This is a genomic window from Pseudomonas sp. AU11447 (assembly GCF_001672555.2).
Classification (GTDB): Bacteria; Pseudomonadota; Gammaproteobacteria; order Pseudomonadales; family Pseudomonadaceae; genus Pseudomonas; species Pseudomonas nitroreducens.
This window is the reverse complement of the sequence record NZ_LZDG02000089.1, coordinates 432,815-448,547: the sequence shown is the minus strand read 5'-3', so window position 1 is coordinate 448,547 and position 15,733 is coordinate 432,815. Positions and strand designations below refer to the sequence as shown.

Annotated in this window: 10 protein-coding genes; 1 reads left to right on the top strand and 9 read right to left on the bottom strand. The window is 67.5% G+C overall.

Annotated elements, in window-relative coordinates; all coding sequences use genetic code 11:
* Positions 1-73 precede the first annotated feature (73 nt).
* The 4 genes from A6723_RS29900 to A6723_RS29885 all read right to left on the bottom strand — a co-directional run bounded on the left by A6723_RS29900 (position 74) and on the right by A6723_RS29885 (position 6,190).
* A complete protein-coding gene (locus tag A6723_RS29900) occupies positions 74-1,489 on the bottom strand; it encodes a DUF1254 domain-containing protein (RefSeq protein WP_054907536.1) in 1,416 nt (471 codons plus the stop codon).
* A 2-nt stretch (positions 1,490-1,491) separates the two neighbouring features.
* Entirely contained in the window at positions 1,492-2,850 is a 1,359-nt protein-coding gene (locus A6723_RS29895) for a DUF1254 domain-containing protein (protein ID WP_054907535.1), read from the bottom strand.
* A 137-nt stretch (positions 2,851-2,987) separates the two neighbouring features.
* Positions 2,988-4,511, bottom strand: coding sequence for a 3-hydroxyacyl-CoA dehydrogenase (locus A6723_RS29890; RefSeq protein ID WP_054907635.1), 1,524 nt, complete (start codon positions 4,509-4,511; stop codon positions 2,988-2,990).
* Between the two features lie 47 nt (positions 4,512-4,558).
* On the bottom strand, positions 4,559-6,190 hold the full coding sequence (locus tag A6723_RS29885) for a long-chain fatty acid--CoA ligase (protein WP_054907534.1): 1,632 nt from the start codon (positions 6,188-6,190) through the stop codon (positions 4,559-4,561).
* A 198-nt stretch (positions 6,191-6,388) separates the two neighbouring features.
* Here A6723_RS29885 and A6723_RS29880 point away from each other — a divergent pair, with 198 nt between their 5' ends.
* Entirely contained in the window at positions 6,389-7,174 is a 786-nt protein-coding gene (locus A6723_RS29880) for an IclR family transcriptional regulator (RefSeq protein ID WP_024763684.1), read from the top strand.
* Positions 7,175-7,618: 444 nt separating this feature from the next.
* Here A6723_RS29880 and A6723_RS29875 read toward each other — a convergent pair whose 3' ends face one another.
* The 5 genes from A6723_RS29875 to A6723_RS29855 all read right to left on the bottom strand — a co-directional run bounded on the left by A6723_RS29875 (position 7,619) and on the right by A6723_RS29855 (position 15,708).
* A complete protein-coding gene (locus A6723_RS29875) occupies positions 7,619-8,749 on the bottom strand; it encodes an acyl-CoA dehydrogenase family protein (protein ID WP_054907533.1) in 1,131 nt (376 codons plus the stop codon).
* A 10-nt stretch (positions 8,750-8,759) separates the two neighbouring features.
* Positions 8,760-9,950: an acyl-CoA dehydrogenase family protein gene (locus A6723_RS29870; protein WP_038803460.1), complete on the bottom strand. Its 1,191-nt coding sequence runs from the start codon at positions 9,948-9,950 to the stop codon at positions 8,760-8,762.
* A 9-nt stretch (positions 9,951-9,959) separates the two neighbouring features.
* Positions 9,960-12,053, bottom strand: coding sequence for a 3-hydroxyacyl-CoA dehydrogenase NAD-binding domain-containing protein (locus tag A6723_RS29865; protein ID WP_054907532.1), 2,094 nt, complete (start codon positions 12,051-12,053; stop codon positions 9,960-9,962).
* Positions 12,054-12,529: 476 nt separating this feature from the next.
* Positions 12,530-13,867, bottom strand: a complete 1,338-nt coding sequence (locus A6723_RS29860; RefSeq protein WP_082450554.1) for a DUF1329 domain-containing protein — start codon at positions 13,865-13,867, stop codon at positions 12,530-12,532.
* An 11-nt stretch (positions 13,868-13,878) separates the two neighbouring features.
* A complete protein-coding gene (locus tag A6723_RS29855; protein WP_054907530.1) occupies positions 13,879-15,708 on the bottom strand; it encodes a DUF1302 domain-containing protein in 1,830 nt (609 codons plus the stop codon).
* Positions 15,709-15,733: the final 25 nt, after the last annotated feature.

Below are 15,733 nucleotides of genomic sequence, written 5' to 3'. Positions count from 1 at the left end.
GATTCAACCTGTAGGAGCGAGGGGGACGCCCAGTCCTTGCTCGCGAACCAATGCATGACGGTGGCGGCTTGCGTCAGACCCGCTCCACCCCCGGCATCTTCCACTCCCCGCCCACAACGGCCGGCTCCGGCCCGTAGATGCGCAGGATGACGTTGAACGGACCCTGCTGGGTCGACGGCAACCAGTTCGCCTGCAGCGCCTGGCCGGGCGAATCCGCCTGGAGATACAGCGTCACTCCGCCGTTCGCGTCGCGCGCGAGGTGATCGCGGCTGCTCAGGCAGTAGCGCTGGATCGGGTTGGCCACCAGTTGCCGGTCCGGCAGGTCGTAGAGGGTGATCGACCAGAACTCCTTCGCCGGCGGCAGCGCGTCGGCCGGGAAGTGCAGGCGGTAGCGCTGGCCGCCCACCAGCGGTTGCTGGCTGCTGTCGCTGCGCGTGCCGAAGTAGATCGCCTCTTCCACGCTGTTGCCGTAGATGCCGCTGGCCGCCGCGGCAGCGCGGCTGAGGTAATCGTTGTGCATCGCCGAGCGGGTACCGAACAGGCCGGCGGATGAACGCAGCGTCGCCACCTTCGCCTTCAGTTCTGCCACGCCTTGCTGGATACCGGCGCCCAGCGCCGTGCGCTGCGCAGGCGAGAGGGCGGCAGGGTCGAAGGCCAGCCCGGCGCCAATGCCGACCTGGGCAAAGCGCTTGCGCAGTTCGACCTCGCTCGGGTCCACCGGGCAGAAGGCGAGGATCTGGTTCAGGTGCGGGATAAAGCCCGGCCCCAGGTCGCGGGGAAATTCCCACGGCAGCCAGTTCACCGCCGGAGGGGCCGTCGGCGCCGTGCTGCCGGCGAACTCGTGCAGCGGTCGCAGACGGTACTGCTGCTGCAATGCGCGCACGGCCGGCAAGTCGTTGGCATCGCGCAGGCCGGTGCGGCCCAGGACCATGGCGATCTGCGTTTCGCTGCGCAGCACCTGGCGGATGCCGGCCGGCGTCTTGCCTTTCCAGTCCGGCCCGGCGATCAGGTAGTCACCGGCTTCGCGGCCGGTGCTGAGCACGCCCACATAGCCGAAGTTGAAGGTGTACTGGTCCACCAGCTGGTGCACGTAGTAGCGGTCCTCGGCCACCGCCGGCACGCTGAGCACCCAGGGCTCGGCGCGCAGGTCGAGCCAGGCCCAGGAATAGGGCGTGTCGTTGTTCGGCGTGACGATGTCGCGGTTGTTCGGTGTGAACAGTTCGCTGTAGTGGCGGAATACGCCGAAGCCGCCGACATACTCCGGCGATTTCGCATCGAGCGCCTGCTTCTGCATCGTCTGGTAGTGCATCAGCATCGGGTAGGCATAGAGCCACGCCTGGCGGACGGTTTCCTGGTCGATTGATGCTTCGGGCATGGCCGGATCACTCGTCTGGGAAGAAGCCGCGAGCAGCCAGTCGGGAAGCGCCAGGCCGAAGCCGAGCGCACCGCTGGCGCCGATGAGACGGCGGCGGGTCAGGATCGGATTCATGGCTACTCCTTGCTGGTGATCGCGCTGGTGGCGATGGGCTGGACGGCCGGCGGCTGGTATTCGCCCTTGAGCGCCTTTGCCTGCGGCAGGTACATGCGCAGGATCAGGTTGAACGGCCCCGGCGGCGCCGGCAGCCAGTTGTCGGTGCCGGCCGGCTGGGCATGCTGGATGGTCAGGGTCAGGCCGCCGTCGGCGTCCTTCTTCAGGTCGCTGGCGCTGTTGATGGCGTAGCGGTTGAGCGGGTTCGCCGCGAGCATCTGGGTCTTGCCGTCGTAGAGCGTGACGGACCAGAAGGCATCCACCGGCGGCAGCTGGCCGGGGGCGAAGTGCAGGGTGTAGGCGCGGCTGCCGTCCAGGGCCTGCCCGGCAGCGTCGACGCGGGTCAGCGGGTACATCGCCTCGGCCGGATCGTTCGCGTAGATGTACTTCCAGGCGACCGCCGCGCGTGTCAGGTCGTCGTTGCCGTAGTGGCCGATATTGGTCGGCGAATTCTGCCAGCCGTTCACCGGCGCGGCGAAGCGCTCGGTGGCCGCACGGATCTTCTCGCGGCCGTCCTCGGCGCCCTGCTCCACCGCCTGGGCGATGTCCGCCGGCAGCTGCTTGGCGTCGAAGGGCTTGCCGGTGCCCACGCCGATCTGCGCGAACTGCTTCAGCCGCGCCTGTTCTTCCGGCGTCCAGGCGTGCCAGGCTGACAGTCCGTTGAAGTCGATGAAGGCGTTTTCCGCCAGGCCTTCCTTGGTCGGCAGGTACTCCGGCACGTCCATCTTGTGCGGCAGCAGCGTCGGCTTGGTGCTGCGCAGCTTGTAGCCGTCCATCACGGCCTTGGCGGCGTCGAGGTCGGCTTCGCCATCGACCGCGGTGCGGCCGAGCAGGAAGACGATGCGGCTGGGTGAACGGATCACCTGGCCCTTGAAGCCCTCGGGCGTCTGGCCATCCCAGTCGGGGCCGGCGATCAGGAAACTGCCCGCCGCGCGCCCGGTGGCGCGGGTGCCGATGTAGTCGAGGTTGTTGGTGCGCATGTCGATCAGCTGGAAGCTGTAGTAGCGCTGCGGCACGGCCGGCACATCGAGGACCACCGGGTGCTCGCGCAGGTCGAGCAGCGCATAGGAGTAGAGCGTGTCGTTGTTCGGCGAGACCACGGTGCGGTCTTCCGGGCCGAGCAGCGCAGTCTTGTTGTACAGGTAATTGACCGGCAGCTTGGCGGCGATGGCCTGCAGGGTCTTGCCGTGCTCGGCGGTGGCGAAGGCGAACAGATAGGCCTGCGAGGCCAGTTCGCGGGCCTCCTGTGGCGTTGGCCCGGCAGCCCAGGCGTGGCCGGCGAGCAGGGGCAGAAGGGCGAGTGCGGGCAGCCATTGGCGCATGACATGTTCCTCGTTGTTATTGTTCTCGCCCGGCCCCGTCGCGCGCGCCGGCGCCAGGCATCGCCGCAGAGTGCGCCACGCCGAGCCGCCGGCCGTAAGCGCCAGCGGACAGAAAACGATCATCGCTGCCGGTGGAACTACTCCGCCCGATCCGGGCTGTGCAGCGGCAAGTCTAGTTGCACGCGGCGGCGCAGCCAGGGGCTGGGCCGGTAGCGCGCCTCGCCGTAGCAGGCCTGCAGGCCCTGGAGGATGGTGAGGATACGTGCCGCGCCATAGTGCTCGCCGAAGGCCAGCGGGCCGAACGGATAACCCAGCGCCAATTGCACTGCGCGGTCCAGCGTCACCGGCGTGGCGATGCCGCGCTGGGCGATCTCGCAGCCGAGGTTGACGATGCCGGCGATCACCCGCTGGCAGATGAAGCCGGGCGAGTCGTTGATCACTTCCACCGGCACCCCGTCGCTGCCCAGGGCCTGGCGGGCCTGGGCCTCCAGCGCCGGGTCGAGCGCCGGCTGGCGCATCAGCACGCGGCGGCGGTCCAGTTCGGTGAAGGTTTCCAGCGCCAGGCTGCGATCAGGCGGCAGGCCGAGGGCGTCGATGCGGGTGCTGGCATCCACGCCCAGCGGCGTGACCAGGCAGATGGCGCGGGACGACGGCCCCTCGCCGGTCTCCAGCACCACGCCGCCGAGGGTGAGGATCGCGGCGACGCGGTGGCGCAGTTCGGGGTCCTGGCTGTCGAGCCAGTACGGGCGATTGAGCAGTACGGTGTCGTGCTGCTCTTCGAGCTCACGTATCGGCTGGCCTTCGCGGTAGCGATAGAAGCCCTCGCCGCTCTTGCGCCCGAGCAGGCCGCCGGCAACACGTTGCGCGGCCAGCGGCGACGGGGTGTAGCGCGGGTCCTGGTAGAACTGCTGGTAGAGCGATTCCATGACCGCGTGGGAGACGTCCAGGCCGGTCAGGTCGAGCAGTTCGAAGGGCCCCATGCGGAAGCCCACGCCGTCGCGCAGGATGCGGTCGATCTGCGCCGGGCTGGCGATGCCTTCGCCGAGGATGCGCAACGCTTCGGTGCTGAAGGCGCGGCCGGCGTGATTGACGATAAAGCCGGGGCTGTCCGGCGACACCGCCGGGAAGTGCCCGGCCTGCTCCGCCAGCCGACTCAGGCGGCGCACCACCGACTCGTCGGTGCGCTGGCCGCGCACCACTTCGACGATGCGCATCAGCGTCACCGGGTTGAAGAAATGGAAGCCGGCGACCCGCTCCGGATGCCGGCAGCGCGCGGCGATGCGGGTGACCGACAGCGACGAGGTGTTGCTGGCGAGCACGGCGTCCGGCGCTACGCGTTTTTCCAGCTCGGCGAGCAACGCCTGCTTGGCGCCGAGGTCCTCGATGATCGCCTCGATCAACAGGTCGCAGTCGGCCAGTTCGTCGAGGCTGTGGGTTGGCAACAGGCGCTGCATCGTCGCCGCCAGCGCTTCCGGGCTGAGCTTGCCCTTGGCCACCGCGCGTTCCAGCAGCTCGCGGTTGAAGGCCAGCGCCTGCTCCACGGTCTGCGGGTTGCTATCGTACAGGCGCACCGGCAGGCCGGCGCTGGCGAACAGCTGGGCGATGCCACGGCCCATGGCGCCGGCGCCGATGACGCCGATACGCTGGAAGGACTCGGTCATGCGGCGGGTCTCGTCGTGCGAACCTGCTTCAACCATAGACCCTGCGCTCACGCGGTGGTCCTTTTCGCCAGCTCCAGGTCGCGCAGCTGACGGCGCAGCAACTTGCCGACGCTGGTCTTGGGCAGCTCGTCGAGCACTTCGACGAAGCTCGGCACCTTGTAGCCGGTGAGGTGCTCGCGGCAGTGGGCGATGATCTGCGCCGGCGCCAGCGACTCATCCTTGAGGCTGACGAACAGCTTCACCGACTCGCCCTTGCGCTCGTCCGGCACGCCGATGGCCACGCACTCGCGCACGCCGGGGTGGCGCATCACGGCGTCTTCCACCTCGTTGGGGAACACGTTGAAGCCGGAGACCAGGATCATGTCCTTCTTGCGGTCGACGATCTTCAGCATGCCGTTGGCGTCCAGTTCGGCGATGTCGCCGGTCTTCAGCCAGCCGTCCACGGTCAGCACCTGGGCGCTTTCCTCCGGGCGCTGCCAGTAGCCCTGCATCACCTGCGGGCCACGCAGCCACAGCTCGCCGGGCTGGTCGGGGCCGGTGTCGTTGCCCTCCTCGTCCACGGTGCGCAGCTCGGTATCCACCAGCGCCTGGCCGACGTAGCCCTCGCGATACGGGCTGTGCAGCGTGCCGGTGGAGACCACGGGCGACGCCTCGGTGAGCCCGAAGCCTTCGCGCACCGGCGCGCCGGTCGCGGCCTCCCAGCGGCGGCCCACTTCGCGGTTCAGCGGTGCCCCGCCGGAGGTCACCCACTTCAGGTGGCTGAAGTCGACGGCGGGGAAATCCGGGTGGTTCATCAGGCCGACGAACAGGGTGTTGATCCCGCTCATCAGGGTGAAGGGATAGCGGCGCATGGCGCCGATGATCTCGTCGAGGTTGCGACCGTCGCGGATGAACACCGTGTGCAGGCCCATGCCCACCGAGGACAGCAGGTTCGTCGAGAACGCCATGATGTGGTACAGCGGCAGCGGCGCGATGCGCACGTCGGTGGCCGGCTCCAGCAGGCCGGGGCGCAGGAACAGCTCCAGGGTCTGCACGACGTTGGCGACCAGGCTGCGGTGGCTGAGCATCGCGCCCTTGGAGACGCCCGTGGTGCCGCCGGTGTATTGCAGCAGCGCGAGGCGATCCAGCCCCGGCTCGATGGGCACCGGCGGCGCTTCGGCGCCCAGGCGCAGGGCCTGCTGGAAGCGCGTGCAGTCGGTTTCGTCGCTGTCGAACTGGGGGCGCTCCATGTCGTCGATCGAGGTCAGCAGGATCTGCCGCACCTCGCTGTGCGCCTGTACGCCGCGCAGCAGCGGCAGCAGGCGGTCGAGCAGCAATACGGCGCTGGCGCCGGAGTCGGCCAGTTGGTGGCGCAACTCGCTGGCGGTGTATTGCGGGTTGGTGTTCACCAGCACCACGCCGGCCTTCAGCGCGCCGAAGGTGGCGATGGGGTACTGCAGGGAGTTGGGCAGCATCAGCGCCAGGCGGTCGCCGGGTTGCAGGCCGGCGTGGTGGCGCAGGTAGCGGGCGAAGGCGTCGGCCTGGCGGTCCAGTTCGGCGAAGGTGAGATGGCTGTCGCCGCAGGAGAACGCGTGGCGTTCGGGGAACTCGCGGGAGGCACGTTGCAGCAGGTCGTACAGGTTCTGGTAGGCGTGGCGGGCGATCTCGCTGGCCACGTATCCGGTCGCAATGGCAGGCATCGACTTCTCCGTACTTTTTCTCTGAGCTTCGAATTGTTGTTCTGCACAGTGAAACAGCGTGTCGAAATTGATGGTATGCGATAGGCTTGCCTGGCGCAACGAGCAGGCCGGGACCGCTGCGGGGAATGGGGTCGATCTGCTATCGTTCGCCCGCGCCGCGCGCGGCGCTCGTCCACCCGAATACCCCGCCGAGGCCCCATGAGCGACGACGTCGAAGACAGCAGCAACCCCAAGGACCGCAAGTACGTCGAGGCGCTCGCCCGCGGACTGGACGTGCTGCGCGCCTTCACCCACGGCTCGGTGGTGCTCGGCAACCAGGAAATCTCGCGGATCACCGGCCTGCCCAAGGCAACGGTGTCGCGCATGACCTACACCCTGACCCAGCTGGGCTACCTCTGCTACTCGCAGCAGCACGAGAAGTACCAGCTCGATTCAGGCGTGCTGGCGCTGGGTTACGCGTACGTTTCCAACCTGCGCGTGCGCCAGTTGGCCAAGCCGTACATGGACGCCTTCGCCCGCCGCACCAACACCACGGTGGGCCTGACCTGTCGTGACTGGCTGTCGATGATCTACGTGGAAAACTGCCGCCCGCCGGAAGCGACGTCCCTGCGCATGGACGCCGGCGTGCGCCTGCCGCTGGCCACCACCGCCGCCGGCCGCGCCTACCTCGCCGCCACGCCGCAGCAGGAGCGCGAGCATCTGCTGTCGGCGCTGCAGGAGCGTCACGAAGGGGATTGGTCGGTGATGCGCGCTTCGCTCGATGCGTCCTTCGAGGAGTATTACGAGCATGGCTTCTGCCTGTCGCTGGGCGACTGGGACCGCAACGTGCGCGCTGCCGGCGTACCGCTGCGCCTGGCCGACGGCGGGCTGATGGCGTTGACCTGCGGGGCGCCGTCGTTCCAGCTCAGCGAAGAGACGCTGCGCGGGTCGCTGGCCCATGAGCTGGAGATTCTGGCGCGGGATATCGAGAGCCTCGGGGCCTGATTTTTTCCGCGATGCTTTTCGTTGGGTGTTTCTGCGCCGCTTCGGCGTGTGCTGATGGATTTGGTTTCGCCTCCCGGCGAGTTCCTTTTGTCAAACGCCACAAAAGGAACCAAAAAGTCTTGCCCCTCCATCCGGTTTTTCGCTTAGGCGAAAAATTCCCTCGTTGAATCGAAGTTTCAGGGGCACGCCRCGACGGGCCATCCCTGGCCCATCGTGGCTCTCGCGACATCCATGTCGCTCAACCCCTGAAACTCCGCTTCAACGAGGCCTCCTGAAAGGGGCGGTCTGGAGTGCGCGGATGTTTCTCTGGAAGTCTTCGAGGGCAGAAGCCGGAGCCGGGACGCGGGACAGGCTTTTCCTGTTGGAGCGAGCTTGCTCGCGAACCGCCCAGCGCCCGTATCGCCGGTGAATCCGTTCGCGAGCAAGCTCGCTCCTACAAGTGCGTTACGCCACTTCCATCAGTCCTGCGTAAACCTTCAGGTGATGGTCGTCATCGCCCAGTTGATGGCTGAGCATCACCAGCCGCTTGGCGTGGTGCGCGAGGACGTATTCCCAGGTCATGCCGATGCCGCCGTGCAGCTGGATCGCCTGCTCGGCGACGTAGCGTGCGGCGCGGGTGACGATGAACTTGGCCGCTGCCAGGGTGCGGCTGCGCTCGGCGCTGTCGGGCTGGTCGGCGACGCAGGCGGCGAGGATCGCCATGCTGGTGGCCTGTTCCAGTTCGCTGCGCATGTCCACCATGCGGTGCTGCAGCACCTGGAACTTGCCGATGGGGATGCCGAACTGCTTGCGCGTCTTCAGGTAGTCCAGGGTCAGCGCGCAGGCTTCCTGCAGGCTGCCGAGGGCTTCGGCGCATTGCCCGGCGATGGCGCGGCCCTGCTGGTAACGCAGCGCCGCTAGCGCGTCACCCGGCGTGCCGAGGGCTTCGCCGAGGGCGCCGTCGAGGAACAGCTCGCAGGCGCGCTGGCCGTCCACGGTTGGGTACTCGCGACGAGTGACGCCGGCCTGCTGCGGATCGACCAGGAACAGGCCGATGCCCGCCTCGTCCCGCGCATTGCCGGACACCCGCGCCGACACGAGGATCGCCGTGGCGCTCTGCCCGCCGATCACCACCGCCTTGCGGCCACTCAGTTTCCAGCTATCGCCGGCCTGTTCCGCGCGCGTCTGCACGTCGTGCAGCTGGTAATGGCTTTGCGGCTCTTCCAGCGCGACGGCCAATTGCGCCTCCGCGCTGGCGATGCGCGGCAACCAATGCTCCTTCTGCGCCTCGCTGCCCAATTGGGCGATCAGCCCGCCGGCATGCACCACCGATTGCAGGTACGGCTCCAGGCACAGGCCACGCCCCAGTTCGGTGAGCACCAGCATGCTTTCCACGCCGCCGCCGAAGCCGCCGTGGCTTTCCGGCAGCGACACTGAGGTCAGCCCCAGCTCGCCGAGCTGGCGCCAGAACTCGACGCTGTAGCCCCGCTCGCTCTGGCTGAAACCCTCGCGCTTGTCGAACGGATAGGCGTCGCGCACCAGGCGCGCCGCGGTGTCCTGCAGCATCTGCTGCTCTTCGCTCAGTTTGAAGTCCATGCTCGGTGCCTCACAGTTCGAGAATCATCTTGGAGACGATGTTCTTCTGGATTTCGTTGGAGCCGCCGAAGATCGACAGCTTGCGCAGGTTGAAGTACTGGCTGGCGGGCGCCGCCGAATAGTCCGCGTGCAGCGGCTCGGCGCCCAGCTCGAATTCGTCTTCGATGAAGGGCAGCGCGTAGGGGCCGAGCACCTTGCGCAGCAGGTGGCTGATCGCCTGGCGGATTTCGGTGCCCTTCACTTTCAGGATCGAGCTTTCCGCCCCCGGCACGCCGCCTTCGCGGGCGGCGGCGAGGATGCGCAGGGTGCTCATCTCGATGGCCATCAGCTGCATTTCCACCTCCGCCACCTGGGCGCGGAACAGCGGGTCTTCGAGCATCGGCTTGCCGTCGCACAGCTCGCGGCTGGCCACGCGCTTGAGGTGCGCGAGTACCGCCTTGGAGGCGCCGATGCCGGCGAGTCCGGTGCGCTCGTAAGTGAGCAGGTACTTGGCGCAGGTCCAGCCTTCGTTCTCGCGGCCGACGAGGTTTTCCACCGGCACGCGCACGTTGTCGAAGAAGACCTCGTTGACCTCGTGCTCGCCGTCCAGGGTGATGATCGGGCGCACGGTGATGCCCGGTGTCTGCATGTCGATCAGCAGGAAGCTGATGCCGCGCTGCTGCTGCGCCTCCGGGTCGGTGCGCACCAGGCAGAATATCCAGTCGGCGTGCTGGCCGAGGGTGGTCCAGGTCTTCTGGCCGTTCACCACGTAGTGATCGCCGTCGCGCACCGCGCGGGTCTTCAGCGAGGCGAGGTCGGAGCCGGCGCCCGGTTCGGAGTAGCCCTGGCACCACCAGTCGGTGCCGTCGAGGATGCGTGGCAGGTAGTGCGCCTGTTGCTCGGGCGTGCCGAACCTGATGATCACCGGGGCGACCATGTTGACGCCGAACGGCACGGTGCGCGGTGCGCCGAAGGCGGCGCATTCTTCTTCGAAGATGTGCTTCTGCACGGCGTTCCAGCCGGTGCCGCCGTACTCCTCCGGCCAGTGCGTGGCGTACCAGCCCTGCTCGGTCAGCACGCGCTGCCAGCGCTGGTGGTCGCCCTTGTTCAGGTGCTTGCCCAGGCGCACCTTGGTGGCGATGTCCTTGGGCAATTTGGCTTCGAGGAAGGCGCGGACTTCATCGCGGAAGGCCAGCTCGTCGGGGGTGAAATGGATGTCCATGGTGGGTCCTCAGAGATCGGCGAAGCGGCGGCCTTCGGCCACCAGGCGTTCGAGTAGCGGCGCGGGTTTCCACCAGGCGCCAAGGCGCTGGTGGAACTCGCGGATTCGTTCGAGCACGTGGGCAAGGCCGACGCTGTCGGCATGGAACAGCGGGCCGCCGCGCCAGGCGGGGAAGCCGTAGCCGTTGAGGAAGATCACGTCGACGTCGCCGGCGCGCTGGGCGATGCCTTCGTCGAGGATGTTCGCCGCCTCGTTGATCAGCGCGTAGATGCAGCGCTCGACGATTTCCTCGTCGCTCACCGGCCCACGGCTGATGCCACGGTCGGCCGCGGCCTGCTCCAGCATGGCCGGCAGCGCCGGGTTGTCCTGCGGGGCGCGACCGCCTTCGCCGTACTGGTAGAAGCCGGTGCCGGTCTTCTGCCCGAGCATGCCGGCGGCGATCAGGTGGTCGAGCACGGTGGGCAGGGTCTGGCCGGGTTTCAGGTTCAGCCGCTGGCGCGAACGGATCGCGTGGCTGATGTCGAGGCCGGACAGATCGCGCACCGCCAGCGGCCCCATGGCCATGCCGAAGGCGCGCAGCGCGCGGTCCACCTGCGCGGGTGTGGCGCCCTCCTCCAGCAGGAACTCGGCCTGGCGGCCGTACTGGAAGATCATGCGGTTGCCGACGAAGCCGTCGCACACGCCGACCACCACCGCGACCTTCTTCAGGCGCTTGCCCAGTTGCATGGCGGTGGCCAGCACGGCGTCCGAGGTGGCCTTGCCCCGCACCACTTCCAGCAGGCGCATGACGTTGGCCGGGCTGAAGAAGTGCAGGCCGACCACGTCCTGCGGCCGCTTGGTGAAGGCGGCGATTTCGTCGAGGTCCAGCGAGGAGGTGTTGCTGGCGAGGATCGCGCCGGGCTTGCACACAGCGTCCAGTTGCTCGAAGACCTGGCGCTTCACGTCCAGGCTTTCGAACACGGCTTCGACCACCACGTCCACGTCGCCCAGCGCGGCGTAATCGAGTACGCCACTGATCAGGCCCATGCGCCGCTCCATCTCCTCGGCACCCAGGCTGCCGCGCGCCACACTGGCGGCGTACAGGCTGCGGGCTCGGTCGAGGCCGCGTTGCAGGACTGCGTCGTTCACCTCCAGCAGCTGCACCGGGATGCCGGCGTTGGCAAAGCACAGGACGATGCCCACGCCCATGGTGCCGCCGCCGATCACCGCGGCGCGGCGCACCTCGCGCGGTTGAGTCTCGGGCGCGAGGCCTTCGACCTTGGCCGCTTCGCGCTCGGCGAAGAAGGCGTGGATCTGCGCGGCGCGCTGTGGCGACTCCATGCATTGCTGGAACAACGCGCGCTCGCGGGCGAGACCTTCGCGCAGCGGTAATTGGGTGGCGGCTTCGACGGCGTCGATGCAGCGCTGCGGGGAAAACTGGCCGGGCAGGCGCTTCTGCACCTCGCCGCGTTTGTGGGCGATCACCTCGGCGAGGCCGGTTTGCTGCACGCGCTCGTTGCGCTCGCCGGTGCGGCGCGGGCCCTTGCCGGCCGCCAGCAGGCGCTGGGCGAAGGCGAGGCCGGCTTCGCTCAGGTCAGCGTCGAACAGTTCGTCGACGATATTGAATTCGAGGGCTTCCGGCGCGCGGATCGGTGTGCCACTGACGATCATGTCGAGGGCTTTTTCCACACCGGCCAGGCGCGGCAGACGCTGGGTGCCGCCAGCGCCGGGGAGCAGGCCGAGCTTCACTTCCGGCAGGCCGACCTGGGCATCGCGGCGGGCGATGCGGTAATGGCAGGACAGCGCCACTTCCAGGCCGCCGCCCAGGGCGGTGCCGTGGATCACCGCGACGCTGGGCTTGGTCGAGCCTTCGATGACCTCGACCACTTCCGGCAGCGAAGGCGCCTGCGGCGGTTTGCCGAACTCGCGGATATCGGCGCCGGCCATGAAGGTGCGCCCGGAACAGACCAGCACCACCGCGCGCACCTGCGGATCGGCCTCGGCCTGCTGGAAGGCGGCGAGCAGCCCGGCGCGGACGGCGTGTCCGAGGGCGTTTACCGGTGGGTTGTCGACCGTCACCAGGGCGATGTCACCCCGGCGTTCGAGCTGTACCGCTTCTGACATGCTGTGCTCCGTCTTTCTTTTGTTTTACGGAATCGTGTTTCGCTGTGCAGAATACGATGCTGATTTTTTCTTGTCGATAGGAACGACGAGGGAAGCTTTTCGTAGGAGCGAGCTTGCTCGCGAACCGCTTTGCACCGGAGTCCCCGGAAACCCCATTCGCGAGCAAGTTCGCTCCTACAAGGGGGTAATTGTGCTCGGGCTTGCCCTCACCCCAGCCCTGGCTGCGCGTCCCGCTCCTGAGGGAGAGGGGGCCGTTCGGTGCGCGGCTATGTTTCTGAGTTAGTTGGCTAACGCCGAATGAGCAGCTCGCTCAGGGCAGTCCCCTCTCCCTCTGGGAGAGGGTTAGGGTGAGGGAACGCACTCGCGCCGATCTGCCCAGCAGCACCCCGCCAAAAAAAACAAAAACGCCCTCTCCGGATTCCGAAGAGGGCGCAACAGCCCCGGCTACGCCCAGCCGGGACAAGGGAGCGCAGGTCTTACTTCGCCCAGCGCCGCAGGTCCGAAGGTGTGTAGTCGCTCATTTTCGCCGTCTGCCCGGTCTTCAGCCCGCTGCTCTCCTCGTTCATCAGGCCATTGACGAAGTAGCGCCCGCTGATCAGGTCGAAGGCTCCCGCCAGCGCCTCGTAGGTGAACTGCTGGTCGTAGTACGGCATGGCATGGGACTGGTAGTTGCGCCACAGCTCGCCACGGCTGTCGTAGAACTCGCCGAGAACGATGTTCCAGCTGTCCTCGTCGAGGTAATAGCGGCGCTTGCTGTAGATGTGCCGCGCGCCGGGCTTGAGGGTGGCTTCGACGACCCACACGCGGTGTTTCTCGAAGCGCGCCAGGTCCGGGTTGAGGTGGTTGGTCTTGAGGATGTCGGCGTACTTCACCGAGCGGTCGTAGAGGCGGAAGCTGTTGTAGGGCACGAACAGTTCCTGCTTGCCCACCAGCTTCCAGTCGTAGCGATCCGGTGCGCCGTTGAAGCCGTCGAGGCTGTCGGCGGTGATCATGCCGTCGCTGTAGCGCGCGCTGTTGTCATAGGCGATCAGCGGGGCACGACGTACGCGGCGCTGGCCGGGAATGTACTGCCAGGCGGCGCGCGGTTCGGCGACCTGGTCCATCGGCTCGTGGGACAGCACGGCTTCGCCGGACAACCGCGCCGGTTCCAGCACGCGGGTCTTGAACAGGTAGAGGATGTTGGCGTCGGCCGGCAGGTCGGAAATCGTCTGGGCGTAGTTCATTTCGGTCTGCGAGCGCACCAGGCTGTAGACGCCGTTCTCCTTCACGTTGGCCGAGCTGAAGGTGCGCTCGATGCTGCCGCCGCGGTAGCGGGTGATGTGGTTCCAGATCGCCTCGACGCCCTCCCTGGGCAGCGGGAACGGGACGCCCCGGTGGTAATTCAGCACGCCGTTGCCGCCGTCGGCGAGCTTGCTCTGCTCGGCGTTCCTGCGGGTTTCGGCGTTGATCTCGTCAGGCAGCCGGGCGCTGCGGTGGCTGGGGTAGACGTTGATCCTGTAGGTATTCGGGTAGCGCTTGAGCATCGCCTGCTCGCCAGGGCTGAGCCACTGGCTGTACTGCGCGGCGTTGGCCGGAGTGATGGTGAACAGCGGCTTCTCGGCGGCGTAGGGGTTGGCGTAGCCGCCCTTGGCGTCGACCTGCCCGGCGTTGGGCGCCAGGCCGCCGTCCCAGGCGGGGATGCTGCCGTCGGCATTGGCGGCCTTCTCGGCGCCCACCGGGGTGAGTTTGCCGCCCAGGTCGGCGGCGGTGTCGGCGTGGGCGCCAACGGCCAGGCCCATGGCCAGCGCCAGGGCAGTGATTCGCATGAGTTGCATCGGCAGGTTCCTCAGAAGTCGACCTTGGCGCTGACGCTGTAGAAGTCGCGGTCGTCGAGCGTGCTGTACTTGTTGTTGCCGAAGAAGGCGTTGTAGCCGAACTCCAGGCTGTAATCGTTGAGGTAGTTGAAGGCCAGGGAGAGGCCGGCCGCCATCTGCCCTTCCTGGAACGGGCCACCCGGATCGTAGGAGTAGCCCTCCACGTCATGGCGGAAGTTCAGGCTGGGCAGCATGTTCACGCCCGGCAGCACATCGCTGTATTCCAGGCCGGCGCGCAGGCGGTAGCCCCAGGACCAGGGCGTGGTGAAGCCGTCGTCGGTGCAGTAGCGGTTGGTCACGCCGGTGCTCGGCGCGTTGCAGGCGGCGCCATCGAGGCGCGCGCTGCGGCCGAAGGCGGCGTTGCGCCCCAGTCGCTCATCGCCCAGGTCGCCGACATGCACCACGCCGGCTTCGCCCAGCAGGGTCAGGCGCGTGGCGCCGAGCACGTTGTCGATGATCTGGGTGGCCGAGGCCGTCATCTGCCACACCGGCTTGCGCACCCAGCCGTCCAGACTCTGGCCGGTGGTGGTGGCGCTGGCCGGAATGCCTTCGATGGCCGAGCTGCCGGATGGCCCGGTGATCATCGCCACGTTCATGTCCGGGCCGTTCATGGCCACCGGCATGTTTGGCCGGTAGCTCAGTTCCGCGCCCAGCGAGGTGCCCCAGCCGGGCAGCGCGCCGTTGATGCTCAGGCCATAGAGATGGATGTTCTCCGGGAACGCAGCGGCGTACACCGGGCCCTGCACGCGGCCGATGGGGAAGTTGCCGGGCTTGCTGGCGTCGCGTGCGGTCAACTCCAGGTACGGCAGGCGGGCGTGGTAGTTGACGTAGTAGAAGGCTGCCTCGGCGTCGTTCAGCGAGCTGATCAGCGTGCGCAGCGCGACACCCCACTGGCCCTGGTCGGAAGGGTCCTGGTCGTCGCCGTGGGCGGCGTACAGGCCGGCGGCCTGCATCTGCGTGTCGGTCTGCGTCTGGCTCAGGTACAGCGGCCCGCAGCCGGGCTGGATGGCGTCGCTGGTGGCGAAGAAGGTGCCGCAACCGTCCAGCACGCTGGGTCGCCAGTTGTACTGGTAGAAGCCTTCGAGGTTGACCTTGTCGGTCAGGCCGAGGTTGAACGAGAGCATCTCCACCGGCAGCTGGCCTTCCTTGATGTCCACGCCGGGCTTGTTGAAGGCGCTGTAGTCCAGCGGGTTGATCACGTTGATGCCGTTCTGGATCAGGATCGCCTCGCCCCAGGACAGCACCTGCTTGCCGAGCTTGAGGTTCAGCGGATGCTCGTCGACGTCGAAGTCCTTCCACACGTAGGCATCGAGGGTATCGAAGCCGTGGTAGCGCGCCAGGGTCGGCCAGCCGCTGTCGTCGAAGTCCTTGAAGCGACCGTCGCCGGTTTCGTAGGCGTTGTCGTACCAGTACTTGAAGCGGATGAAGGCGCCCTGCCCCTGGCCATCCAGGCTGAAGTCGGTGAGGCCCTTGAACATCTGCGAGATCGGGTCGCCCTTCTTGAAGTTCAGGCGGTTGTCGTCGGCGCTGACGCTGGTGCCGTCGGCGTTATTGATGTGCTGGGCCTGTACCGCGTTGGCGTGGGTCATCAGGTGCCGGTCCGGGTCCTGCGCCGACCAGCTGGCGCCCAGGCTCAGGGTGGTCTTGGTGGACAGGCTCCAGTCGTCGTTCAGCTCGAAGGTGGTGGCCTGCGCGTGGCTGGCGCCGGTCACCGCGAGGCTCAGCAGGAGAGGTTGGGCAAAGCTGCGTGGGCGCCGCCCCCGGCAGACGGGGGGAACGGCGGCCGGATGGATTCTTGTCATTATGGGCTCCGGGTATGAGGTACCG